Consider the following 22013-nt stretch of genomic DNA (forward strand, 5'->3'; position numbering starts at 1 on the left):
GCACTCTCATTGCCGACTATCGCAACGCGGCAATCCTGTCCATCGGTGGGATTTCATCTTGATGAGGAAAATGCGAATCGCAAGCCTAAAATCGCCCGAATCATCGTCACTTCACATTCGTTTCAAAAAGATTCTGAGCAAGTGCAGCAAATTTTCCATAGGGCGTAAGACTGGAAAGCGGAATGCGCAGAAGCCTGATGTGCCCGCCGCAGGGCAGGGAAAACACCTCGTCATCTTCGGGAAGTCTTGGATTCGTCCCTGAAAGGACTGTCGTGACCGCAAAATGTAGTGGAGCGCGCGCAATGCTTTTGAAGGTAACAATACCGCTACCGCGCAATTCCAGCAGGCCGGCAATTGCTTCGGGCCGCTCGGCAATGATGTTGTCGCCATCGCGATACACGAAAATCTGATCGTCCGCGATCAGCGCCGCCGGCAATCCGCAGCGTTCCGCCTCCGTCAGGAAGCTGAAGGCAAGCTCGCTTTTGCCGCTGCCCGACGGCCCGACGAAAAGGATGCCGGTGTTTTGAACGGTGATGGCGGTGGCGTGCAGGTTGAAGCGTTCAGCGTTCATGGGTTTCGGCCGCTGGCAGCGACAAGGTGAATCGCGCGCCGGAAATCACGCCATATTTGTCGACCACGTTTTCCGCCCGCAAACTGCCGCCATGGGCTTCGGCGATCTGGCGGCTGATCGAAAGGCCAAGGCCGGAATTCTGTCCGAACCCTTCGCTCGCCGGCCGGTCGGTGTAGAAGCGCTCGAAAATCCGGTCGATGTCTTCGGCCTGAATGCCGGGCCCGTTGTCCTCCACCTGCACGATGCAGCGATCCTTGTGACGGGAAAGGCGCACGGTGATGCGACCGCTTTCCTCGGTAACGAAGGAGCGCGCATTCTCGATGAGGTTGGTGACGATCTGGCCGATACGCAGGTCGTGGCCATTCACCACGAATGAGGTTTTCGCGCCCGCTTTCCGGTCGACGACATAGTCTATCGTCACGCTTTTCTTCTTGGTGCTTATCTGGCGGGATATATCCACCAGACCCTTCATCAGCACATCGAGATCGAGCGGCGAGGCGTCGGCGCGCGCCAGTTCGGCGTCGAGCCGCGAGGCATCTGAAATGTCGCTGATCAGGCGGTCGAGGCGGCGCACATCGTGGAAGATGATTTCGGTCAGGCGCTGTTTCGACTCTTCGGTCTTGGCGCGCGGCAGGGTTTCCACGGCGCTGCGCAGCGAGGTCAGCGGGTTCTTGAGCTCATGGCTGACATCGGCGGCGAAGCTTTCGATGGCGTCGATACGGTCGTAAAGCGCCGTCGTCATTTCACGCAGTGCAATCGAAAGATTGCCGATCTCATCCTGACGCGCCGAGAAATCCGGTATTTCCTCGCGGGTTCTCGCCCCGCGGCGCACGCGGATTGCGGCAGCGGAAAGCCGCCGCAGCGGTGTGGCGATGGTGGATGACAGGAGCAGCGACAGCACGATATTGACCAGCGTGGCGATGCCGAAGACACGCATGATGGCGAGGCGCTCCGCATGCACGATCTTGTCGATATCGCCCGCCTGCGTTGAGAGCAGCAGAACGCCGAGCACCGCCCGGAAGCGTTGCACCGGCACGGCAACTGAAACGATCAGCTCGCCCTTTTCAGTGACGCGCACCACCGCGCCGCGCACGCCGGTCAACGCATTCATCACTTCGGGATAGATCGAGCCGTCGCCGCCAGGCGCTTCCTTATATTGCGGCAGGCTGCTCGGCTGCAGCATGCGGTTGAACATGCTGGTGAACCAGTCGCCCCAGGTCTGCGTCTCCGGCGTTACCGGCGGCAGGTCGAAGCGCAGAACCTGACCGCGCGAATAAAGATGACGTGAATCGAGCAGCAGATTGGCGTCGGCATCGAACAGCCGCGCGCGGGTACGCGTCGGCGAAATCAGCCGTCGTAGCACCGGCGCCACCCGTTCCGGATTGATCGGGAAACTCAAATCCTCGTCATTAGGGGCAGGGGTGATGCTTTGCCCCGCCTGCAATTCGAGCAGCTTTTCCGGATTGATGGTAATCGAATTGGTATCGACCGAGGCGGAAGCGGAGACAGCGCCAGCGATGATCTCGCCCTGCGTCAGCAGGCTTTCCACGCGCGCATCGATCAGCCCCTCGCGGAACTGATTGAGGTAGAGAATGCCGCCGACCAGAACAACCGTCGCCGCGACGTTGAAGAACAGGATGCGGCGCGTGAGGCTGGAAAACACCGCATTGCCGAAAATGCGTCGGATGATCGTCAGCGGATGGATACGATGGCGGCGTTCGCTGCCGCGTTCTTCGGCATCGTCGCTGTCCGAGACGGTTTCCGGCGTTTTCTTCAACACGTATTCAAGTCCTCACCACCCCCATATCGGGTGGCCCCTTCTGCGCGAGTCGGCTTGTTCAAGCCGCTTCGCGGAAGCGATATCCTACGCCATAAAGCGTTTCAATCATATCGAAGTCGCCATCGACCAGTTTGAACTTCTTGCGAAGGCGCTTGATGTGGCTGTCGATGGTGCGGTCATCCACATAGACCTGTTCGTCATAGGCGGCATCCATCAGCGCGTCGCGGCTTTTCACCACGCCCGGCCGCTGCGCCAGCGAATGCAGAATGAGGAATTCGGTGACCGTCAACGTCACCGGCTCACCTTTCCAGGTGCAGGTGTGGCGTTCCTGGTCCATGGCGAGCTGCCCGCGTTCCAGCGTACGCGCCTGCTGATCGGCGGTCGGCTTCAGCACGCTGCCGGTTGCGGCGGACGCCTCGCGGCTGCTGGCGCGGCGCAGGATGGCCTTGACGCGTTCCACCAGAAGGCGCTGCGAGAAGGGTTTCGTGATGAAGTCGTCCGCACCCATCTTCAGGCCGAACAATTCGTCGATCTCTTCATCCTTGGAGGTGAGGAAGATGACCGGCAGATCCGACTTCTGGCGAAGACGCCGCAAAAGCTCCATGCCGTCCATGCGTGGCATCTTAATATCGAAAATGGCGAGCTGCGGCGGACGGGCGATCAACCCGTCAAGCGCGGAAGCGCCGTCCGTATACGTTTCGACCCGGTAGCCTTCGGCTTCGAGCGCGATCGATACCGAAGTCAGAATATTCCGGTCATCGTCGACAAGCGCGATCGTCTGCATGTAGTTGGTCTCCATCGTCATTTTCTCGTAACTCCCGACATTCACCCAGCCAAGGTTGCGCGCCGCGAGCCACTCTCTTGAGTATAAAGGTGGAACAAATTGTGGCAAAGGAAAACTCGCTCCGAAATCGCCGCTCAGGCGGGAGCGGATTTTGCGAAAAGGCCGCAGCTGGATTTTAATGCGTCTTCAACCGATTTAAAAAGAAATAAAATCTTTTAAATCGATTAATATATTGAAATCACTAAGTTTTTTAAAGTTATGCTCTTGCGTTTCCAAAAGCTGCCACGTATTTTCCGAGGAAATTTCAACGTCCTTATCGTCATTAACAAGGAACGCGTCATGAACGAGCTTGGGGTTCATAATCCTGCCAATGGAGTTGCGGAACTCGGACTGGGCGAGGCCTCCCGCGTCTTTTATAACCTCAACGAGAGCGAATTATACGAAGAGGCGATCCGCAATGGCGAGGCCGAACTGACCATCGATGGCGCGCTGCGCGCCGTCACCGGCCAGCACACGGGCCGTTCTCCGAAGGACAAGTTCGTGGTCCGCGACGCGTCCACCGAGAACACCATCTGGTGGGATAACAACAAGCCGCTTTCGCCGGAAAATTTCGAGCTGCTGCGCAAGGACATGCTGGCCCATGCCGCCGGCAAGACGCTTTACGTGCAGGACCTGATCGGCGGTGCCGATGAGGAAAATGCTCTGCCGACACGCGTCGTCACCGAACTTGCCTGGCATTCGCTGTTCATCCGCAATCTGCTGATCCGTCCGAAGCGGGAAAAACTGGCGGGTTTCAAACAGAAGCTCACCATCATCAACCTGCCGAGCTTCAAGGCCGATCCGGCCCGTCACGGCGTGCGTTCGGAAACCGTCATCGCCTGCGATCTGACCAACGGCCTCGTCCTCATCGGCGGCACGTCCTATGCCGGCGAAAACAAGAAGTCGGTCTTCACGGTGCTGAACTACCTGCTGCCGGCCGAGGGCGTCATGCCCATGCATTGCTCCGCCAATGTCGGTCCGCAGGGTGATTCCGCTGTGTTCTTCGGCCTCTCCGGCACTGGCAAAACCACGCTGTCTGCCGATCCTTCGCGCACGCTGATCGGCGATGACGAACATGGCTGGGGCGAGCACGGCATCTTCAACTTCGAAGGTGGCTGCTATGCCAAGGCGATCAAGCTTTCGGCCGAAGCCGAGCCGGAAATCTACGCCGCGACCCGCCGTTTCGGCACGGTTCTCGAGAACGTCGTGCTGGACGAAAACCGCGTTCCCGATTTCAACGACAACTCGCTGACGGAAAATACCCGCAGCGCCTATCCGCTGCACTTCATTCCGAATGCATCGGAAACGGGCATTGCCGGCCATCCGAAGACGATCATCATGCTCACGGCGGATGCCTTCGGCGTGCTGCCGCCGATTGCCCGGCTGACGCCGGAACAGGCCATGTATCACTTCCTCTCCGGTTACACCGCAAAGGTCGCCGGCACGGAAAAGGGCGTGACCGAGCCGGAAGCGACCTTCTCCACCTGCTTCGGCGCACCCTTCATGCCGCGCCACCCGGCGGAATACGGCAACCTGCTGCGCGAACTGATCGGTAAGCATGGTGTGGATTGCTGGCTGGTCAATACCGGTTGGACCGGCGGTGCTTACGGCATCGGCAAGCGCATGCCCATCAAGGCGACCCGCGCGCTTCTGACCGCCGCACTGACCGGCGACCTGAAGAATGCGGAATGCCGCACCGACGCGAATTTCGGTTTCGCCGTGCCGTTGTCGCTGGATGGCGTCGACAGCGCGATCCTCGATCCGCGTTCGACCTGGGCCGATGGCGCAGCCTATGACGCGCAGGCAAAGAAGCTGGTCTCCATGTTCGTCACGAACTTCACCAAGTTCGAAGATCACGTCGATAGCAAGGTTCGCGACGCTGCACCGGGCCTCTTGCTCGCGGCTGAATGAATGAAGCCTCATTTATGAGGAGGAGGGGACCCGGCCTTGTGCCGGGTTCTTTCGCTTGGCCTGCTGTTTCCATTCCTGCCGATCTGTGGCATCACCGGCGCGGAGAAAGATCATGGCCAGCGACCCGCTTTACATCAGCAACCGTATTACCATCGCCGGCTGGGAGCTGACGGAGCAATTCGTGCTGGCCGGCGGGCCGGGCGGCCAGAACGTCAACAAGGTCTCGACGGCGGTTCAGCTGTTTTTCGACGTTGCCAATTCGCCATCGCTTTCGGACCGGGTGAAGGCCAATGCGCTGCGTCTGGGTGGCAGGCGTGTGTCGAAAGACGGCGTGCTGATGATCGAGGCAAGCCGGTTTCGCAGCCAGGAGCGCAATCGCGAAGATGCACGCGAGCGGCTTAAGGAGTTGATCCTGGAGGCGGCGGCTCCGCCGCCACCGGTTCGCAAGGCCACCAAGCCGACAAAAGGCTCGGTCGAGCGTCGTCTGAAGGCAAAGTCCGGCCGTTCGGATATCAAGAAGATGCGCGGCAAGCCCTCCGGCGACTAATCCGAAGGTGCTTGATTTTCAGAGCTTACGAAGCGCAACGGTGTCGATCAGATGGTTCCTGCCCTTGCGCAGGATGAGATCGGCGCGCGGGCGCGTCGGCACGATGTTCTGGCGCAGATTCTTCAGGTTGATGTTCTGCCAGAGCCCTTCGGCAATGCTCAACGCCGCTTCTTCACTGATCGAGGCATAACGATTGAAGAACGAACTGGGATCGCGGAAGGCAGTTTTTCTCAGATTCATGAACCGGTTCACATACCAGTTGTGAATAAGGCCCTCATCGGCATCGATATAGATCGAGAAATCGAAGAAGTCGGAAACAATTGGCACGATCCGTCCACCCGCCGGCAAATCGCGCGATTGCAGCACGTTGATGCCTTCGAAGATGAGAATATCCGGCTGGTCGATGACAGTGAACTCGTTCGGCAGAACGTCGTAGGTCAGGTGCGAATAACGCGGCGCCTTCACATTCGGCTGGCCCGCCTTGATCGCCGACAGGAAACGCAGGAGCGCGCCGATATCGTAGCTTTCGGGAAAACCCTTGCGCTCCATCAGGTTCTCGCGCCGTAGAACCTCATTCGGATAAAGAAATCCGTCTGTCGTGATGAGATCGACCTTGGGGCTGGAGGGCCAGCGCGCCAGAAGCTCCTTCAGGATACGCGCCGTCGTCGATTTTCCAACCGCCACGGAGCCGGCAATGCCGATAACGAAAGGCGTCTTGTTGACATCCGCCATGTTGAGGAAGCGGTTGCGCTGTTCGAACAGCAGCTGCGACGCCTCCACATGCGATGACAGGAGGCGCGAGAGCGACAGATAGATGCGCCGCACTTCATCCAGATCGATCGGATCGTCCAGCGAGCGCAGCCGTTTGACCTCGTCGGCGGAAAGCGTCAGTGGTGTATCGGCACGAAACTTCGACCATTCTTCGGAACTGAAGAAGTGGTAGGGCGAATATTCATCCGGTCGGAAATGATCGAGTGTGCTCGGCATGCCTCTCTCCCCGCTGCCTGCCTCGACATTCATGATGTCGGCCTCGCCGATTTTTCCGCAAGGCCGGTTTGCCCCGTACGACGCTCCAGCTCGGCAAAAACGTCATTCAACGGAATATCTGCGATCTTCAGCACCACCAGCAGATGGTAGAGCAGATCGGCCGCCTCGTTCTTCAGCCCGTCGCGATCTTTCGCGATGGCCGCGATAACGGCTTCGACCGCCTCTTCGCCGAGTTTTTTCGCCGCACGCTCCTGGCCCGCCGCAACCAGCTTGGCCGTCCAGGATTCGTCAGGGGAGGCAGCGGCACGGGTCGCGACGATGTGCTCCAGATCGGAAAGGGAAAATGCGCTCATGGGAAATTCCTGCAATCAGTCGAGACGCATGGCGATGCCGTGCTCCGCCATGTAGGTCTTGGCTTGCCCGATCGAATAGGTGCCGAAGTGGAAGATGGAGGCGGCAAGCACCGCAGTCGCGTGACCATCACGAACGCCCGCCACCAGATCGTCCAGCGTGCCGACGCCGCCGGAGGCTATGACGGGCACGCGAACCTGATCGGCAATGCTGCGTGTCAGGCCGATATCGTATCCGCTCTTGGTGCCGTCGCGATCCATCGAGGTAACAAGCAATTCGCCGGCGCCACGTTCGACCATCTTCACGGCGAATTCCACGGCGTCGATACCGGTGGGCTGGCGTCCGCCATGGGTGAAGATTTCCCAGCGGCCTTTTTCCCCATCCTTCGAAACCCGCTTGGCGTCGATGGAAACAACGATGCATTGGTTACCGAACTTGTCGGCCGCCTGCGCCACGAAATCCGGATCCTTCACCGCTGCGGAATTGATGGAGACCTTATCGGCACCGCAGAGAAGCAGCTTGCGAATATCCGCGACGCTGCGAACCCCGCCACCGACGGTCAGTGGCATGAAGCAATGATCGGCTGTGCGCGAGACGACATCGAAGATCGTGTCGCGATTATCCGAAGAGGCGGTGATGTCGAGGAAGCAGAGTTCGTCCGCTCCCGCCGCATCATAGGCTTTCGCTGCCTCGACCGGGTCGCCGGCGTCGATCAGGTCGACGAAGTTCACGCCCTTGACGACACGGCCGTCTTTCACATCGAGGCAGGGAATAACGCGGGCTTTGAGGGTCATGCGTTTACCTCCTTTGCAGCCTTGATAAGGGCAAGCGCCTCAGCAGGGTCGATACGGCCGTCGTAAAGCGCTCGGCCGGAAATCGCGCCTTCGAGCTTTGCGGCATCCGGCTGCAACATGCGCTTGATGTCGTCGATGGAGGCGAGACCGCCGGAGGCAATGACCGGGATGGAAACGGCGTCGGCCAGTTCCAGCGTCGAAGCCCAGTTGATGCCGGCCAGAATGCCGTCGCGATCGATATCGGTATAGACGATGGCGGCGACGCCGGCACCCTCGAAACGTTTGGCCAGTTCGATGACGCCGAGTTCGGACGCTTCCGCCCAGCCCTCAACAGCGACCTTGCCGCCCTTGGCATCGATGCCGACGGCGACCTGGCCGGGGAAACGCTTGCAGGCTTCGATGACCAGAACCGGGTCGCGCACCGCAACGGTCCCGAGAATGACACGGGCAAGCCCACGGCTCAGCCACGCTTCGATATGATCGAGCGTGCGGATGCCGCCACCCAGCTGTACCGGGTTTTTCGTGGCTTTCAGAATGGCGTCGACTGCCTCGCCATTCACGGTCTGGCCGGCGAATGCGCCGTTGAGATCAACGACATGCAGCCATTCGAAGCCCTGATCCTCAAAGGCCTTCGCCTGCGCGCCGGGGTCCTCGTTATAAACGGTGGCCTGGTCCATATCGCCGAGTTTCAGGCGAACGCACTGGCCGTCTTTAAGGTCGATTGCGGGAAAAAGAATCATGTCAGGGCTTCCAGCGCAGGAAATTGGAAATCAGGGCAAGGCCGAGCGTCTGGCTCTTTTCCGGGTGGAATTGCGCACCCGCCATATTGTCGCGACCGACGAAAGCCGTCATCGCGCCACCGTAATTGGTGGTGGCGATGACATCCGTCGAATGCTTGGCGGCCAGATGATAGGAATGCACGAAATAGGCGTGCAACCCGTCCGCGCCGGTCTTGATGCCGTCGAAAAGAGGGTGTGCGTGGCGGATTTCCAGCGTGTTCCAGCCGATCTGCGGAATCTTGAGGCTGGGATCGGATGGCGTCATTTCCACGACATCGCCTTCGATCCAGCCGAGCCCGGTGCTGACAGTCTTTTCCAGCCCGCGCGAGGACATGAGCTGCATGCCGACGCAAATGCCGAGGAAGGGATGGGCCTTTTTCTCCACAGCTTCGATGAGTGCGTCATGCATGCCGGGAACAGCGTCTAGACCGGCGCGGCAATCCGCATAGGCGCCGACGCCCGGCAAAACGATGCGATCCGCCGAGGCGACATGATCCGGCTTGTCGGTCAGGTCGATGGTTGCATTGATGCCGGCTTCGCGGGCGGCACGCTCGAAAGCTTTTGTGGCCGAACGCAGATTGCCCGAACCGTAGTCGATGATCGCGACACGCATGTCAGCGCCTTCCATTCAAGTCGAAAAGAAACGATCCGGCGGGATCGTTGACGAAGTTTTTGCCGCCGCTCTTTTGCGGCGAGGGGGTCCAGACCGGCTGGGACAGCTGTTCCGCCCTCTCGGTGTTTTCGGAGAGACCGGAGAAATATATGTCTTCGGCGCTCGAAAGATCAGGGGCGGAAACGACGGATGTCAGCGTCCAGCCCTTGCGGATCAGGTGCCGGACGAGAAAATCGCGTCCCTCCAGCGCCGTGATGAGCCCGATGGCGAAACCGCAGAGAATGCCAACCGGTTCGAATCCGGCTAATATCGAAGCCTGCCCCGCCGCAACGAGGGCGACGACAACGAGAGCCGTTGCTAGCCACAGCCGGTTGATCGCAAGCCATAACCATGGCGCAATGAGAGCAAGCCAGACGAAACGGTCTGCAACAAAGCGGGTCGTCTTGTGGTCCCTGTCCGGCCCGTTGGGGGCTTCCAGAACGAGATAGCTTGTCATGGGCTTCCTGACAGCTTGGGCGTCAGGCCAGCATGCCCTTTGTCGAGGGAACGCGGCCTGCCTGCCGGGGGTCGATCTCGGTTGCCGTGCGAAGAACGCGGGCAACGGCCTTGAAGCATGTCTCGGCGATATGATGGTTGTTGGCGCCGTAATGGTTCAGGATATGCAGCGTAATGCCGGCATTCTGGGCGAGCGCCTGAAAGAACTCGCGCACCAGCTCCGTGTCGAAAGTGCCGATCTTCGGCGCGGAAAAATTGACGTTCCAGACGAGGAACGGCCGGCCGGAAATATCGACGGCGGCTTTGGTCATCGTCTCGTCCATGGCAAGATCGAGGGAGGCGTAGCGGGTAATACCCCGCCGGTCGCCAAGCGCTTTCGCGATCGCCTGGCCAATGGCGATGCCGGTATCCTCCACGGTGTGGTGGTCATCGATGTGCAGGTCGCCCTGAACATCGATCTCCATGTCGATCAGCGAATGGCGGCTGAGCTGGTCCAGCATATGGTCGAAAAATCCCACGCCGGTGGAAATTTTCGATTTGCCGGTGCCGTCGATATCCACACGCACCGAAACCGCGGTTTCGTTGGTCTTGCGGATAATCTCGCCTTTACGTTCTGCCATTTTGGCCGCTCCGTGAAAATGTTGCCGTTCCTTATCAGCACGGGACACAAATATCCAGTTGTTCCATCGTCTTGCCTGACATGCTCAAAACGGTGCGTCGCCTCGAAGATTGCAATCGTGAAAAGCAAACTTACATAGAACCCGAGAAGGGCCGCATCCCGGCCCGTTAACCGCAGGCCCGGCAGGGCAGACAGGTGTTTGATGACAACAATTATTACAGTCAGAAAGGGCGGCAAGGTCGTCATGGCTGGCGACGGGCAGGTAAGCCTTGGCCAGACGGTCATGAAGGGCAATGCCCGCAAGGTTCGCCGCATCGGCAAGGGTGAAGTGATTGCCGGTTTTGCCGGTGCAACGGCGGATGCTTTTACGTTGCTTGACCGTCTTGAAAAGAAACTCGAGCAATATCCGGGCCAGCTCATGCGCGCCGCCGTAGAGCTTGCGAAGGACTGGCGTACAGATAAATATCTGCGCAATCTCGAAGCCATGATGCTGGTGGCCGATAAATCCACCACGCTTGCCATCACCGGCAATGGCGATGTGCTGGAGCCTGAGCACGGCGCGATCGCCATCGGTTCCGGCGGCAATTACGCCTTTGCGGCTGCCCGCGCCATGATGGACACGGACAAATCGGCTGAAGAGGTGGCGCGCCAGTCGCTCGATATTGCCGCCGATATCTGCGTTTATACCAACCACAATCTCGTCGTCGAAACGCTCGACGCCGAATAAGAAACCCAATTTCTCACCCAAGGGTCCTGTGGGCCGGGCCGGAATGGCCGGCCGGAACAGGAAAGCCGAGAGGATAGAATGACCACTTTTTCTCCCCGGGAAATCGTCTCGGAACTCGACCGCCACATCATCGGCCAGCATGATGCAAAACGCGCGGTGGCGATTGCGCTGCGCAACCGTTGGCGCCGCCAGCAGCTCGATGAGAGCCTGCGCGACGAAGTCATGCCGAAAAACATTCTCATGATCGGGCCGACCGGTGTCGGCAAGACGGAGATTTCCCGCCGCATCGCAAAGCTGGCCGGCGCGCCCTTCATCAAGGTCGAGGCGACGAAATTCACCGAAGTCGGTTATGTCGGCCGCGATGTCGAACAGATTATTCGCGATCTGGTCGAGATCGGCATCGGCCTCGTGCGTGAAAAGAAGCGCGCCGAAGTACAGGCCAAGGCGCATCAAAGCGCCGAAGAGCGGGTGCTCGATGCGCTGGTTGGCGCAACCGCATCGCCCGGTACGCGTGAAAGCTTCCGCAAGAAGCTGCGCGACGGCGAACTGGACGACAAGGAAATCGACATCGAAGTGGCGGATAGCGGATCGGGCATGCCCGGTTTCGAAATTCCCGGCATGCCGGGCGCCAATATCGGCGTTCTCAACCTGTCGGAAATGTTCGGCAAGGCCATGGGCGGCCGCACCAAGAAGGTGCGCACGACGGTATCGAAATCCTATGCCGATCTGATCCGCGATGAATCCGACAAGCTGCTCGACAATGAAATGATCCAGCGCGAGGCGGTGAAATCGGTCGAAAATGACGGCATCGTCTTCCTTGACGAAATCGACAAGATCGCCGCCCGCGACGGCGGCATGGGCGCCGGCGTCTCGCGCGAAGGCGTGCAGCGCGATCTGCTGCCGCTTGTCGAAGGCACGACGGTTTCGACGAAATACGGGCCGGTAAAAACCGACCACGTTCTTTTCATCGCATCGGGCGCCTTCCATGTGGCAAAGCCGTCGGATCTTCTGCCGGAGCTTCAGGGCCGTCTGCCGATCCGTGTGGAGCTGAAGCCGCTGACCAAGGAGGATTTCCGCCGTATCCTGACGGAGACGGAAGCAAGCCTCATCCGCCAGTATAAAGCGCTGATGGCGACGGAAGAACTCGACCTCGATTTCACCGATGATGCAATCGATGCCCTGGCCGATGTGGCTGTTCATCTCAATTCGTCGGTCGAGAATATCGGTGCGCGCCGTCTGCAGACGGTGATGGAGCGTGTTCTGGACGAGATTTCCTTCAATGCGCCCGATCGCGGTGGCTCCGCCGTCAAGATCGATCAGGAATATGTTCGCAAACATGTCGGCGATCTCGCCGCCGATACGGATTTGTCCCGCTATATTCTCTGAAGATTTCAGGGACACGAGAAAGAAGAGTGCGGCCATATTTGCCGCACTCTTTTATTTTATCCGCCTTGTCTCGCATTCAGCCCGCATTTTGTTTATGGGAAGGGCTGCATTCCGGTTGGAACCGCTTTAGTGGAATGATCCGGTTTCCTCAGCATCTTTCGCTGGCGGAAATCGCAGGCTTGAGAAAAGGCATTCGCTCGTGCGCAAAACTCTTCTGGCATTTGCCGCTGCTTTGACGTTCACCGTCACCGCGTCTTCTTACGTCGAAGCCGCGACGGTCGTTCCGCCAGGCAATCGCAATGCCGAACAGCCCGGCGTTCCCGGCGCTTCCGCAAAAAGAACAAAGGCGTCCAACACCTCCTTCGAGCGCAAATACCAGAAGGTCATCGACCTTTTGTCCTCCGACAAGGCGCTGATCGCCAAGATCAAGTCGACGGCCGGGCGCTACGGCATCGATCCGATCCATATGATAGGCGCGATCGTCGGCGAACATACCTATAATGTCGACGCCTATGACCGGCTGCAGTCCTATTACGTCAAGGCGGCGTCTTATGCGGGCAACAGCTTCCGTTTCGGCTATAAGGACGAAACCATTGCGCAGTTCCTGACCCATTCGCAATTTGCCAAATGCCAGTCGAAAAAGGATTCCTACAGCCTCTGGAACTGTCGGGAAGATGTCTGGGAAGACAGTTTCCGCGGCAAAACGGTTGATGGTGTCGCCTACCCGAACAACCGTTTCAGCGCCGTGTTTTTCCAGCCCTTCTATGCCGGTCAGACCTTCGGCCTCGGCCAGATCAACCCGCTCACAGCGCTGATGTTGTCCGATATGGTGTCCAGAACTTCGGGCTATGAGAAGCTGGATGAGAACGACGCCACCGCCGTCTACACCGCCATCATGGACCCTGACCGGTCGCTCGCTTTCATGGCGGCGTCCATCCGCAAGTCTATCGACGACTATAAATCTATTGCCGACATGGATATTTCGAAAAATCCGGGTGTGACCTCTACGCTTTATAATGTCGGCGGATCGCAGCAGCGTGCCGCGGCGCTTGCCCAGAAGAACCGCCAGCGCGCCTCAGGCGGGGAGCAGCCCCTGTTGCCGGAGGAAAATTATTACGGCTGGCTGGTGAATGATCGCATCAAGGATTTGCAGGCGCTTTTGTAGAAAAAGGCGACTATTGCCCGCATTGTTTCCAAAACGGAAATAATATTTGGCTGCCCGCCGCAATTGACGAGCGGCCGTTTCCGCGTCCAATCTGTGCCTTCAGAATAGAGGAGGCGCATGTGAGCCGCACGAATAAATTCGGTCTTTCCATCGATGACAGGCTTTATGCCTTTCTGACTGACGACGTCCTGCCGGGCACGGGTCTGGACAGTGAGGCGTTCTTCGAAGGTTTTTCGACCATTGTTCACGAGCTTTCTGCGAAGAACCGCGAATTGCTGGCAAAGCGTGACGCTCTGCAGGAAAAGCTGGATGGCTGGTATCGGCAGAATGGCGCGCCGGCGGATTTTGACGCCTATGAGGGCTTTCTGAAGGAAATCGGCTATCTGCTGCCGGAAGGTCCCGGCTTCCAGGTGGAAACCAGCAATGTCGACCCGGAAATCGCCGCCGTTGCCGGCCCGCAGCTCGTCGTTCCGGTCATGAATGCGCGTTATGCGCTGAATGCGGCCAATGCCCGCTGGGGTTCGCTTTACGATGCGCTTTACGGCACGGATGCTATTTCTGACGCCGATGGTGCGGAGAAGGGCAGGGGGTATAATCCGAAGCGCGGTGAAAAGGTCATTGCCTGGGCGCGAAACTTCCTCGATGAATCCGCGCCGCTGGAGACGGGAAGCTGGTCCGAGGTGACCGGTTTCAAGATCGAAAATGGCCTGTTGCAGCTTGCTATCGGCGACGCCAGGACTGGTCTCAAGGATGCAGCCCAGTTTGAGGGTTTCAGCGGCGAAGCGACAAAGCCTGCAACGATCCTGCTCGGCAAGAATGGTTTGCACACCGAAATCGTCATTGACCCCACGACCGAAATCGGCAAGGGCGACAAGGCGGGCATCTCCGATGTCATTCTCGAATCCGCGCTCACGACCATCATGGATTGCGAAGATTCGGTTGCCGCCGTGGACGCCGAAGACAAGGTGCTGGTTTATGGCAACTGGCTTGGCCTGATGCGCGGCGACCTGACCGAAGAAGTCTCCAAGGGCGGAAAGACCTTCATCCGCAGCCTCAACCCTGATCGTTATTATACCGCTCCCAGTGGTTCCGCGCTCACACTGCCGGGCAGGTCTCTGATGCTGGTGCGCAATGTCGGTCATCTGATGACCAATCCGGCGATCCTGGACAGGGATGGTCGGGAGGTTCCTGAAGGCATCATGGATGCCGTCGTCACGGCGTTGATCGCCCTTTATGATGTCGGTCCATCCGGGCGGCGTCAGAATTCCCGCGCCGGCTCCATGTATGTCGTCAAGCCGAAGATGCACGGGCCGGAGGAAGTGGCCTTCGCCAACGAAATCTTCAGCCGGGTCGAAAAGCTTGTCGGCATGGCGCCCAACACCATGAAAATGGGCATCATGGATGAGGAGCGCCGCACCACGGTCAACCTCAAGGAAAGCATCCGTGCCGCGAAGGATCGCGTCGTCTTCATCAATACGGGCTTCCTCGACCGCACTGGCGACGAAATCCACACCTCGATGGAGGCGGGTCCTATGATCCGCAAGGGCGACATGAAGCAGGCGGCATGGATCGCGGCTTACGAGAACTGGAACGTCGATATCGGCCTCGAATGCGGCCTTTCCGGCCATGCGCAGATCGGCAAGGGCATGTGGGCCATGCCGGACCTGATGGCGGCGATGCTGGAGCAGAAGATCGCGCATCCGAAGGCCGGCGCCAATACGGCCTGGGTGCCATCGCCGACGGCGGCGACGCTGCATGCCACGCATTATCACAAGGTCGATGTCGCTGCTGTTCAGGAAGGTTTGAAAAGCCGCGGCCGGGCGAAGCTTTCCGATATTCTGTCGGTGCCGGTCGCGCCGCGTCCCAACTGGACGCCGGAAGAAATCCAGCGCGAACTCGACAACAACGCGCAGGGCATTCTCGGATACGTCGTGCGCTGGGTCGATCAGGGCGTTGGCTGCTCGAAGGTGCCGGATATCAACAATATCGGGCTGATGGAAGACCGCGCCACGCTGCGCATCTCCGCACAACACATGGCGAACTGGCTGCGCCACGGCGTGGTGACAGAGGACCAGATCGTCGAAACCATGAAGCGCATGGCCGCCGTGGTCGATGCGCAGAATGCCGGCGATCCGGCCTATCTGCCGATGGCATCCGATTTCGATGGCTCGGTGGCATTTCAGGCGGCTGTCGAACTGGTGCTGAAGGGCCGTGAACAGCCGAACGGCTACACCGAGCCGGTTCTGCACCGCCGTCGTCTGGAGCTGAAGGCCAAACAGGCGGCCTGAAGCCGTCAGCAGTCCTGAGAAACAAAAAAGCCGCCGGGGGAAATCCACGGCGGCTTTTTCTTGTCTGGTATGTGATCTTTACTGGATCACGATGACCTTGGTGCTGCGGCCGGGACGAACGCGGCTGTAAAGGTCGATGACGTCCTGATTGATCATGCGGATGCAGCCGGAAGAAGCGGCGGTGCCGATCGAGGCCCATTCGGGCGAACCATGGATGCGGAACAGCGTGTCCTGTCCCTTTTCATTGAAGAGATACATGGCGCGCGCGCCGAGCGGGTTGGTAAGACCCGGACCCATGCCAGCCTCGACATATTTGGCGACTTCCGGCTTACGGTCCGCCATTTCTTTCGGCGGATGCCACATCGGCCATTCCTGCTTCCAGGCGACATAGGCCTCACCGGCCCAGGCGAAACCTGCCTTGCCGACGCCGATGCCGTAACGAACCGCGCGGTTGCCGGACAGGATGTAATAGAGGTAACGCTCACGCGTATTGACGATGATGGTGCCGGCGCGTTCGGATGTCTGGAATTCGACGATCTGACGGCGATACTTCTCATTCACACGATTGATTGGAATGGCCGGCAGCGCATAGCCCGCATCGGTCACGGGACCGTAGACATCGTTGAAGATCTGGACCGTTTCGACCTTTGCCGGAACGGGGTCAGCAACCGGTACAGACGCTGCGATCTTGCCGGAGGTCGGAGCGGAGGATTGGGAAGTCGTTTCGGCGCAGCCGGCCAGAGCCAGTGCTGCCGTCAGACCGAGTGCGGTCAATGGGGTACGGATGCGCATGTCGTTCTCGCGGAAAATTCGCCAAATTGTGCGAAAGAGTAGGCTTAATTGGATAAATCGGTTATTTTCCATTCAGCCGCTCTTGGCAAGCCGTTGCGCCGCCGCGAAACGGTCGGGCATTTAAAATTGCCGGTTGATTGCCTTTTTGCAACAATAGGCCAAACGCTTCAGCAGCCTTTATCCATGACTATTCTTTCCGTTACCAACAATAATCCGTTAATAGACGGTCGCCAGTCGGACAAGGCGATGCTGGTGCGCCGCGGCGTTCAGGTGCTTCTGCACGAAATGCGCCATTCGGTGCTGCCCGAACTGCCGCTTGCAAGCGGGCGACGGGCCGATCTCATCAGCCTGTCGGTCAAGGGTGAGATCTGGATCATCGAAATCAAATCCTCCATCGAGGATTTCCGTGTCGATCGCAAATGGCCGGAATACCGCCTGCATTGCGACCGGCTGTTCTTCGCAACCCATCCTGAAGTGCCGACCGACATATTCCCGGAGGAATGCGGGCTGATCCTGTCGGATGGATATGGCGCCCATATGCTGCGCGATGCGCCGGAGCATAAATTGCCGCCGGCAACCCGCAAGTCGGTAATGCTGGATTTCTCGCGAACCGCTGCGACCCGGCTGATGCTGGCGGAATGGACGACCGGGCGCAGCTTCGGAGAATGACTTCCGTTATTTGGGGGCGCGTTTGGCGAGAATGCGTTGCAGCGTTCGCCGGTGCATGTTCAGCCGGCGGGCGGTTTCCGAAACGTTGCGCTCGCACATTTCATAGACACGCTGAATATGCTCCCACCGAACCCGGTCTGCCGACATCGGGTTTTCGGGGACTTCGGTCTTTTCGCCCTTGCGCTGCGTCAGCGCATTGAACACATCGTCCGCATCGGCGGGCTTGGCCAGATAATCCAGCGCTCCAAGCTTCACGGCGGTAACGGCGGTTGCGATATTGCCGTAGCCGGTCAGAACGACGATCTGCGTATCGTCCCGGTTCTGCCTGATGGCCTCGATCACTTCCAGACCGTTGCCATCCGCAAGCCTCAGATCGACAACCGCGTATTTCGGCGGTGCAGCCCTGGAGCGGGCAATGCCGTCGCTCACCGTCTCGGCGGTGTCGACGGTAAAGCCGCGTGTTTCCATTGCCCGGGCAAGCCGGCGCAGAAACGGGCCGTCATCATCGACGATCAGCAGCGATCTGTCGGGTCCGATCGGGTCGACATCGTCCGTTGGCGCGCTGGTGGAGTTGTTCTGGTCTTCTGTCTTCATGTTTCCGGCCTTCCGGCAACTTCGTCGGCTTGGTTTTCTTCTTCTTATCGCCGCTTCAACGTGGATGGTAAAGTCAACGGCTTCTTTTATCGTCCATAAGCGCTCGAGGCCAGACGATTGTGACCCGCGCTCCGGTTCCGCTCGTGCCGCGATTCTCAAAGGTGACGGTGGCGCCGGAGCGCTCCAGCAAGGTCTTGGCGATGAAAAGTCCGAGCCCGAGCCCGCCGGCCCGTGTGTCATTGTGACGTTCGGTCACATAGGGCTCGCCGATACGGGCAAGCACGTCATGGGCATAACCCGGCCCATCGTCTTCAATGATGACGGCGACGTTCTGCTGGTCGTAATCCACCGTCACGGTCACCTTTTCCCGCGCGTAATCCACGCCGTTTTCAATGAGGTTGCCAAGACCGTAGATGATGCCGGCATTGCGAATGCCGACCGGCTCGTCGGCGCGATTGTTCTTTTCAACGAGTTCGAGGCGGATGCCGAATTCCCGGTGCGGCGCCATCACCTCCTCGATCAGCGAGGAGAGCGGCAGGCGGCGCATGTGCTCCTCATTGTCGGCGGAAAGCGAGGTGAGGCGGCGCAGAATATCGCGGCATCTTTCGCTCTGGCTGCGCAGCAGGGCTATATCTTCGCCAAATTTTTCGTCGTTTCCGAGTTCCCGCTCCATCTCCTTCGCGACGACACTGATGGTCGCGAGCGGCGTACCGAGCTCATGCGCCGCTGCCGCCGCCAGCCCATCCAGCTGCGAGAGGTGTTTTTCCCGCTCCAGCACCAGCTCGGTTGCAGCCAGCGCGTCCGCCAGCTGGTTTGCCTCATGCGAAACACGATAGGCGTAAAAGGCAGCAAAAGAGGTTGTGGCGATGATGGCGACCCAGGTGCCGACATGCAGCAGAAGCTGGATCGGCAAAACCTCGCCGGGATACCACGGAACCGGAAAGGGTGAAAAAGCGATCGCGGTCGAGCAGATGACGGCAAAGCCGAGGAGAATGAGCGAATGTCGCAGTGGCTGGGAGGCAAAGGCAATGATGACCTGCACGCAGATCAGCGGCGCGAAGGGATTGGAAAGTCCGCCGGTGATGTAAATGAGCGCCGTCAATTGCAGCAGGTCGAAGGCCAGCAGCAATGTCGCTTCCCAGGGCTCCAGACGATAGGTGGAGGGAAAGCGGGCGGTGAGAAACAGATTTGCAAGAGCGAGCGCCGCGATCAGAAGGCCGCAGGCCAGAAGCGGCAGGGGGAAATTGAGCCCGAAAGCGACAAGGAGGATCGTTGCCGTCTGTCCCGCAACCGCCAGCCAGCGCAGCCAGACGATGGTCTGCAGCCTTATCCTGCGGCTGGCGCGGCCGAGCCTCGTGGTTTCGATAGAATGGCCAGCCACCTTTATCTCCTTTGCCCTGTTCATCATCGTCACGTCCCGCGCGGTTTTGCACGGCTGGTCGGCAGGGCCGATGCCGGGTCTTCCGGCCATGGATGGCGTGGATAACGCCCGCGCATATCTGCCCGTACATCCTTCCAGGACCCTGACCAGAAGCCGGGAAGATCGCGTGTCGTCTGGATCGGCCTGTGCGCCGGGGAGGTCAATTCCAGCAATAGCGGCAACCGCCCCTGTGCTATGGACGGGTGTGCTCTCAGCCCGAAAAGCTCCTGCACGCGAATGGAAAGCGTCGGTTCGCTGGCGTCGTAACGAATGGGATGCCGTTGGCCCGTCGGCGCTTCGAAATGCGTCGGCGCCAGCTTGGCGAGATCGCGCGCCACCTCATGCGGCACCAGAGACAGGATCCCTTCGGAGAGGCTGCCGGGCCGGATGTCCTGCAGGCTGCGCGCACCGTTCTGAAAAGGGACGAACCATTCGTCCAGCCTGGAAAGCAATGCCTCGTCGCTGACATCCGGCCAGGGCTCCCCGATACTGGCGTTCAGAAAGCCGATCCTGTCGCGCAACTGCAGCGTCTCTTTCGAAAAAGGAAGAATGCCGATGCCGAATTCCCGAACGCCATTGGCGAGCGCCTGTGCCGCCTGCTCGCCCTCGGGACGGGGCAGGGGTGTCTCATCGAGGATGATGGCGCCAAGCCGCGTCACCTTTCGCGCGCGCGCCTGGCCGCTCGCCTTGTCGAAAAGCAACTGGTCCTGCTGAACGATGAGATGCGGCATCCGCTCTTCGACATCGCTCCTCTCTATGCCTGCCGCCGCAAGGATGCGCGGCTGCGCCGCTCGCCCGGTAATATCGGCAACCACCAGCATTTTGCTCGCCGCCAGCCGTTCTGTCTCGGCAAGCTCTGCGCCACGCCCGTTGGCCATCACATAACGTCCCCGCGCGCCGCGCTGAAGCGCGATCCTGTCCGGATAAGCATGCAGCAGCAGCGGACCGGCCTCGCTGGGCAACTCGACTGTCGCCGTTTTGTCGCCGATTGCGTCGAACAGCCTCGATGCCAGCTTGCGCGCCGCCTGTGCCCTTTCGCTTCTGTCGGAAAGAAAGCGCCGCAGCCGTTCATCGAGATCGATATCGTTTCCGCCGAGCCCCTGTTCCGTGAGCATGACGGCGAGCATCGCCGCCTTTTTTCCCGCGCCTTCGCTTGCCGCCGCAATCACCATTGCCGCCAGCCGTGGCGGCAATGAAAGGCCGCGCATCATATGGCCGCGCTGCGTCAGCGCTCCGACTTTGTCGAGCGCGCCCAGATTTTTGAGAAGCGCCACCGATTCTTTAAGTGCGGCTTCGGGGGGCATATCCAGAAAGGCAAGAAAAGAGGGATCCTGAACACCCCAATAGGCGAGATCGAGCGCAAGGCCGGCAAGATCGCTCGCCAGAATTTGCGGTGGCGTAAAGGCGTTGAGCGCCGCCGTCTGCCCCGGATGCCACAGGCGGATCGCAACACCGGGTTCTGTCCGCCCGGCGCGACCCGCCCGCTGGTCGGCGGAAGCGCGCGACACCCGCACCGTCTCCAGTCTCGTGATTCCCGTTGCCGGCTCGAAGACAGGTAGTCGCTGCAATCCGCTGTCGATCACCACACGCACGCCATCGATGGTAATCGAGGTCTCCGCAATCGAGGTGGTGAGCACGATCTTGCGTCGTCCGGCTGGCGCCGGCTTTATCGCTGCATCCTGCTCTTTCTGCGAAAGGTTGCCGTAAAGCGGGATGATATCCGTATCGCCGGGAAAACGTCCCTCCAGCCGCGTGGCCGTTCGGATAATTTCCGCCTGTCCCGGTAGAAAGGCGAGGATGGAGCCGGTTTCCGACCCATGGGCTTCGGTGATCGCCTTGGTGACTTTCTCTTCAATCGGCACGCCCTGCCAACGATCCTCATAACGGACCTCGATTGGAAACGTCCGCCCAAGGCTCTGAATGACCGGCGCGCCTGCCATGAGCGTGCTGATGCGTTCGACATCGAGAGTGGCGGACATGACGAGGATACGCAGATCGTCGCGCAACCCACCCTGCACATCGAGTGCAAGCGCCAGTCCGAAATCGCCGTCGAGCGAACGTTCGTGAAACTCGTCGAAAATCACCGTCGAAACGCCGGCAAGTTCAGGATCGTCCAGAACCATCCGGGCAAACACGCCTTCGGTCACCACTTCTATCCGGGTTTTCGAGGAGACGCGATTGTCAAGCCGCATGCGATAGCCGACGGTTTGCCCGACATCCTCGTGAAGCAGTTCGGCCATGCGCCCGGCTGCGGCACGGGCGGCAAGCCGGCGTGGTTCGAGAAGAATGATCTTGCCGTCACCCCGCCAGTCCTGCTGCAAAAGATTAAGCGGCACGAGCGTCGTTTTACCCGCGCCCGGTGGAGCTGAAAGAACTGCGCGCTTCGCCCCGGCCAGAGCCTCGGCGATATCGCCGAGAACGGCACTGACGGGAAGTTCGGGCAACTCGGTCTTTATAGGAACGGGCATTCTGGTCATGCAAACAGGCCTGCGGCATCTGGGATGGTGTTTAAGCGTCTCATATGCCGTTTCTAATGCACGGCCCCGCACTTTGACAGTCGTATGTAAGGAGCAGGCAAATGCTCCGACGTCAAAGTTACGGTTCCTTGCGCGCTATTTGCAGTCAGGACCGGAGGGCAGGCATTGGGCGTGTGGCTAAATGTCGGAAGATTCCGTCTCTTTTGCCTGTTTTCGCTTCGCTTC

The 22013-nt window shown here is 59.5% G+C and carries 21 protein-coding genes; 7 read left to right on the forward strand and 14 right to left on the reverse strand.

The window, feature by feature from the left end:
* Positions 1 to 106: 106 nt before the first annotated feature.
* From AGR7B_RS14345 to chvI, 3 genes are read right to left on the reverse strand one after another with little or no spacing between them, the layout of a single operon-like run.
* Positions 107 to 571, reverse strand: a complete 465-nt coding sequence (locus tag AGR7B_RS14345; protein WP_080856919.1) for an HPr kinase/phosphorylase — start codon at positions 569 to 571, stop codon at positions 107 to 109.
* Positions 561 to 2351, reverse strand: a complete 1791-nt coding sequence (gene chvG / locus AGR7B_RS14350; protein WP_078052255.1) for a two-component system sensor histidine kinase ChvG — start codon at positions 2349 to 2351, stop codon at positions 561 to 563. Before chvG ends, AGR7B_RS14345 begins: the two co-directional genes overlap by 11 nt.
* Positions 2352 to 2409: 58 nt before the next feature.
* Entirely contained in the window at positions 2410 to 3135 is a 726-nt protein-coding gene (gene chvI / locus AGR7B_RS14355; RefSeq protein ID WP_003505377.1) for a two-component system response regulator ChvI, read from the reverse strand.
* A gap of 339 nt (positions 3136 to 3474) precedes the next feature.
* Between chvI and AGR7B_RS14360 the strand changes: the two genes are divergently transcribed.
* Both AGR7B_RS14360 and arfB read left to right on the forward strand, forming a co-directional pair.
* Positions 3475 to 5085, forward strand: coding sequence for a phosphoenolpyruvate carboxykinase (locus AGR7B_RS14360; protein ID WP_080857119.1), 1611 nt, complete (start codon positions 3475 to 3477; stop codon positions 5083 to 5085).
* Positions 5086 to 5197: 112 nt separating this feature from the next.
* Positions 5198 to 5632: an alternative ribosome rescue aminoacyl-tRNA hydrolase ArfB gene (arfB, locus tag AGR7B_RS14365; RefSeq protein ID WP_080856920.1), complete on the forward strand. Its 435-nt coding sequence runs from the start codon at positions 5198 to 5200 to the stop codon at positions 5630 to 5632.
* A gap of 18 nt (positions 5633 to 5650) precedes the next feature.
* Here arfB and coaA read toward each other — a convergent pair whose 3' ends face one another.
* The 7 genes from coaA to hisB are packed head-to-tail and all read right to left on the reverse strand — an operon-like array spanning position 5651 to position 10271.
* Entirely contained in the window at positions 5651 to 6652 is a 1002-nt protein-coding gene (coaA, locus tag AGR7B_RS14370) for a type I pantothenate kinase (protein WP_174036646.1), read from the reverse strand.
* Entirely contained in the window at positions 6649 to 6972 is a 324-nt protein-coding gene (locus AGR7B_RS14375; RefSeq protein ID WP_080857120.1) for a phosphoribosyl-ATP diphosphatase, read from the reverse strand. The genes coaA and AGR7B_RS14375 overlap by 4 nt, the downstream gene beginning before the upstream one ends.
* Positions 6973 to 6987: 15 nt before the next feature.
* Positions 6988 to 7764 carry an imidazole glycerol phosphate synthase subunit HisF gene (gene hisF / locus AGR7B_RS14380; protein WP_080856921.1) on the reverse strand — a complete coding sequence of 259 codons (777 nt, stop codon included), beginning with the start codon at positions 7762 to 7764 and terminating at the stop codon, positions 6988 to 6990.
* Positions 7761 to 8504 carry a 1-(5-phosphoribosyl)-5-[(5-phosphoribosylamino)methylideneamino]imidazole-4-carboxamide isomerase gene (hisA, locus tag AGR7B_RS14385; protein WP_080856922.1) on the reverse strand — a complete coding sequence of 248 codons (744 nt, stop codon included), beginning with the start codon at positions 8502 to 8504 and terminating at the stop codon, positions 7761 to 7763. The genes hisF and hisA overlap by 4 nt, the downstream gene beginning before the upstream one ends.
* Before the next feature lies 1 nt (position 8505).
* Positions 8506 to 9156 (reverse strand): imidazole glycerol phosphate synthase subunit HisH, encoded by a 651-nt coding sequence (gene hisH / locus AGR7B_RS14390; RefSeq protein WP_003521194.1) that lies wholly within the window; start codon positions 9154 to 9156, stop codon positions 8506 to 8508.
* A 1-nt stretch (position 9157) separates the two neighbouring features.
* Positions 9158 to 9652 (reverse strand): DUF2628 domain-containing protein, encoded by a 495-nt coding sequence (locus AGR7B_RS14395; RefSeq protein ID WP_080856923.1) that lies wholly within the window; start codon positions 9650 to 9652, stop codon positions 9158 to 9160.
* 22 nt (positions 9653 to 9674) lie between these two features.
* The gene (gene hisB / locus AGR7B_RS14400; protein WP_080856924.1) at positions 9675 to 10271 is read right to left on the reverse strand and encodes an imidazoleglycerol-phosphate dehydratase HisB; all 597 of its coding nucleotides are present in this window, start codon (positions 10269 to 10271) and stop codon (positions 9675 to 9677) included.
* A gap of 201 nt (positions 10272 to 10472) precedes the next feature.
* Between hisB and hslV the strand changes: the two genes are divergently transcribed.
* From hslV to AGR7B_RS14420, 4 genes are all read left to right on the forward strand, one after another.
* Complete coding sequence (gene hslV, locus AGR7B_RS14405) at positions 10473 to 10997, forward strand: ATP-dependent protease subunit HslV (protein ID WP_003521197.1); 525 nt, start codon at positions 10473 to 10475, stop codon at positions 10995 to 10997.
* A gap of 78 nt (positions 10998 to 11075) precedes the next feature.
* Positions 11076 to 12383 (forward strand): ATP-dependent protease ATPase subunit HslU, encoded by a 1308-nt coding sequence (gene hslU / locus AGR7B_RS14410; RefSeq protein ID WP_080856925.1) that lies wholly within the window; start codon positions 11076 to 11078, stop codon positions 12381 to 12383.
* 199 nt (positions 12384 to 12582) lie between these two features.
* Positions 12583 to 13548, forward strand: coding sequence for a DUF1402 family protein (locus AGR7B_RS14415; protein WP_065656796.1), 966 nt, complete (start codon positions 12583 to 12585; stop codon positions 13546 to 13548).
* A 119-nt stretch (positions 13549 to 13667) separates the two neighbouring features.
* Positions 13668 to 15836: a malate synthase G gene (locus AGR7B_RS14420; protein ID WP_080856926.1), complete on the forward strand. Its 2169-nt coding sequence runs from the start codon at positions 13668 to 13670 to the stop codon at positions 15834 to 15836.
* A 78-nt stretch (positions 15837 to 15914) separates the two neighbouring features.
* Here the strand turns inward: AGR7B_RS14420 and AGR7B_RS14425 are convergent, their stop codons facing one another.
* A complete protein-coding gene (locus AGR7B_RS14425; protein ID WP_003521204.1) occupies positions 15915 to 16628 on the reverse strand; it encodes a L,D-transpeptidase in 714 nt (237 codons plus the stop codon).
* A gap of 183 nt (positions 16629 to 16811) precedes the next feature.
* Here AGR7B_RS14425 and AGR7B_RS14430 point away from each other — a divergent pair, with 183 nt between their 5' ends.
* Positions 16812 to 17297 carry an MmcB family DNA repair protein gene (locus tag AGR7B_RS14430; protein WP_004444350.1) on the forward strand — a complete coding sequence of 162 codons (486 nt, stop codon included), beginning with the start codon at positions 16812 to 16814 and terminating at the stop codon, positions 17295 to 17297.
* Positions 17298 to 17303: 6 nt separating this feature from the next.
* Here AGR7B_RS14430 and AGR7B_RS14435 read toward each other — a convergent pair whose 3' ends face one another.
* From AGR7B_RS14435 to hrpB, 3 genes are all read right to left on the reverse strand, one after another.
* A complete protein-coding gene (locus tag AGR7B_RS14435; protein WP_065656794.1) occupies positions 17304 to 17891 on the reverse strand; it encodes an ActR/PrrA/RegA family redox response regulator transcription factor in 588 nt (195 codons plus the stop codon).
* A 73-nt stretch (positions 17892 to 17964) separates the two neighbouring features.
* Complete coding sequence (actS, locus tag AGR7B_RS14440) at positions 17965 to 19272, reverse strand: two-component system sensor histidine kinase ActS (protein ID WP_080857121.1); 1308 nt, start codon at positions 19270 to 19272, stop codon at positions 17965 to 17967.
* A 29-nt stretch (positions 19273 to 19301) separates the two neighbouring features.
* The gene (hrpB, locus tag AGR7B_RS14445) at positions 19302 to 21788 is read right to left on the reverse strand and encodes an ATP-dependent helicase HrpB (protein ID WP_080856927.1); all 2487 of its coding nucleotides are present in this window, start codon (positions 21786 to 21788) and stop codon (positions 19302 to 19304) included.
* Between the last annotated feature and the right edge of the window lie 225 nt (positions 21789 to 22013).

It is taken from the genome of Agrobacterium deltaense RV3 (genome assembly GCF_900013505.1).
GTDB classification, from domain to species: domain Bacteria; phylum Pseudomonadota; class Alphaproteobacteria; order Rhizobiales; family Rhizobiaceae; genus Agrobacterium; species Agrobacterium leguminum.

What these genes read in the sequence shown, in the direction of transcription:
- AGR7B_RS14345 (WP_080856919.1), bottom strand. Translation starts at nt 571, where the DNA reads ATGAACGCTGAACGCTTCAACCTGCACGCCACCGCCATCACCGTTCAA.
- chvI (WP_003505377.1), bottom strand. Translation starts at nt 3,135, where the DNA reads ATGCAGACGATCGCGCTTGTCGACGATGACCGGAATATTCTGACTTCG.
- AGR7B_RS14360 (WP_080857119.1), top strand. Translation starts at nt 3,475, where the DNA reads ATGAACGAGCTTGGGGTTCATAATCCTGCCAATGGAGTTGCGGAACTC.
- arfB (WP_080856920.1), top strand. Translation starts at nt 5,198, where the DNA reads ATGGCCAGCGACCCGCTTTACATCAGCAACCGTATTACCATCGCCGGC.
- coaA (WP_174036646.1), bottom strand. Translation starts at nt 6,652, where the DNA reads ATGAATGTCGAGGCAGGCAGCGGGGAGAGAGGCATGCCGAGCACACTC.
- AGR7B_RS14375 (WP_080857120.1), bottom strand. Translation starts at nt 6,972, where the DNA reads ATGAGCGCATTTTCCCTTTCCGATCTGGAGCACATCGTCGCGACCCGT.
- hisF (WP_080856921.1), bottom strand. Translation starts at nt 7,764, where the DNA reads ATGACCCTCAAAGCCCGCGTTATTCCCTGCCTCGATGTGAAAGACGGC.
- hisA (WP_080856922.1), bottom strand. Translation starts at nt 8,504, where the DNA reads ATGATTCTTTTTCCCGCAATCGACCTTAAAGACGGCCAGTGCGTTCGC.
- hisH (WP_003521194.1), bottom strand. Translation starts at nt 9,156, where the DNA reads ATGCGTGTCGCGATCATCGACTACGGTTCGGGCAATCTGCGTTCGGCC.
- AGR7B_RS14395 (WP_080856923.1), bottom strand. Translation starts at nt 9,652, where the DNA reads ATGACAAGCTATCTCGTTCTGGAAGCCCCCAACGGGCCGGACAGGGAC.
- hisB (WP_080856924.1), bottom strand. Translation starts at nt 10,271, where the DNA reads ATGGCAGAACGTAAAGGCGAGATTATCCGCAAGACCAACGAAACCGCG.
- hslV (WP_003521197.1), top strand. Translation starts at nt 10,473, where the DNA reads ATGACAACAATTATTACAGTCAGAAAGGGCGGCAAGGTCGTCATGGCT.
- hslU (WP_080856925.1), top strand. Translation starts at nt 11,076, where the DNA reads ATGACCACTTTTTCTCCCCGGGAAATCGTCTCGGAACTCGACCGCCAC.
- AGR7B_RS14425 (WP_003521204.1), bottom strand. Translation starts at nt 16,628, where the DNA reads ATGCGCATCCGTACCCCATTGACCGCACTCGGTCTGACGGCAGCACTG.
- AGR7B_RS14430 (WP_004444350.1), top strand. Translation starts at nt 16,812, where the DNA reads ATGACTATTCTTTCCGTTACCAACAATAATCCGTTAATAGACGGTCGC.
- AGR7B_RS14435 (WP_065656794.1), bottom strand. Translation starts at nt 17,891, where the DNA reads ATGAAGACAGAAGACCAGAACAACTCCACCAGCGCGCCAACGGACGAT.
- hrpB (WP_080856927.1), bottom strand. Translation starts at nt 21,788, where the DNA reads ATGACCAGAATGCCCGTTCCTATAAAGACCGAGTTGCCCGAACTTCCC.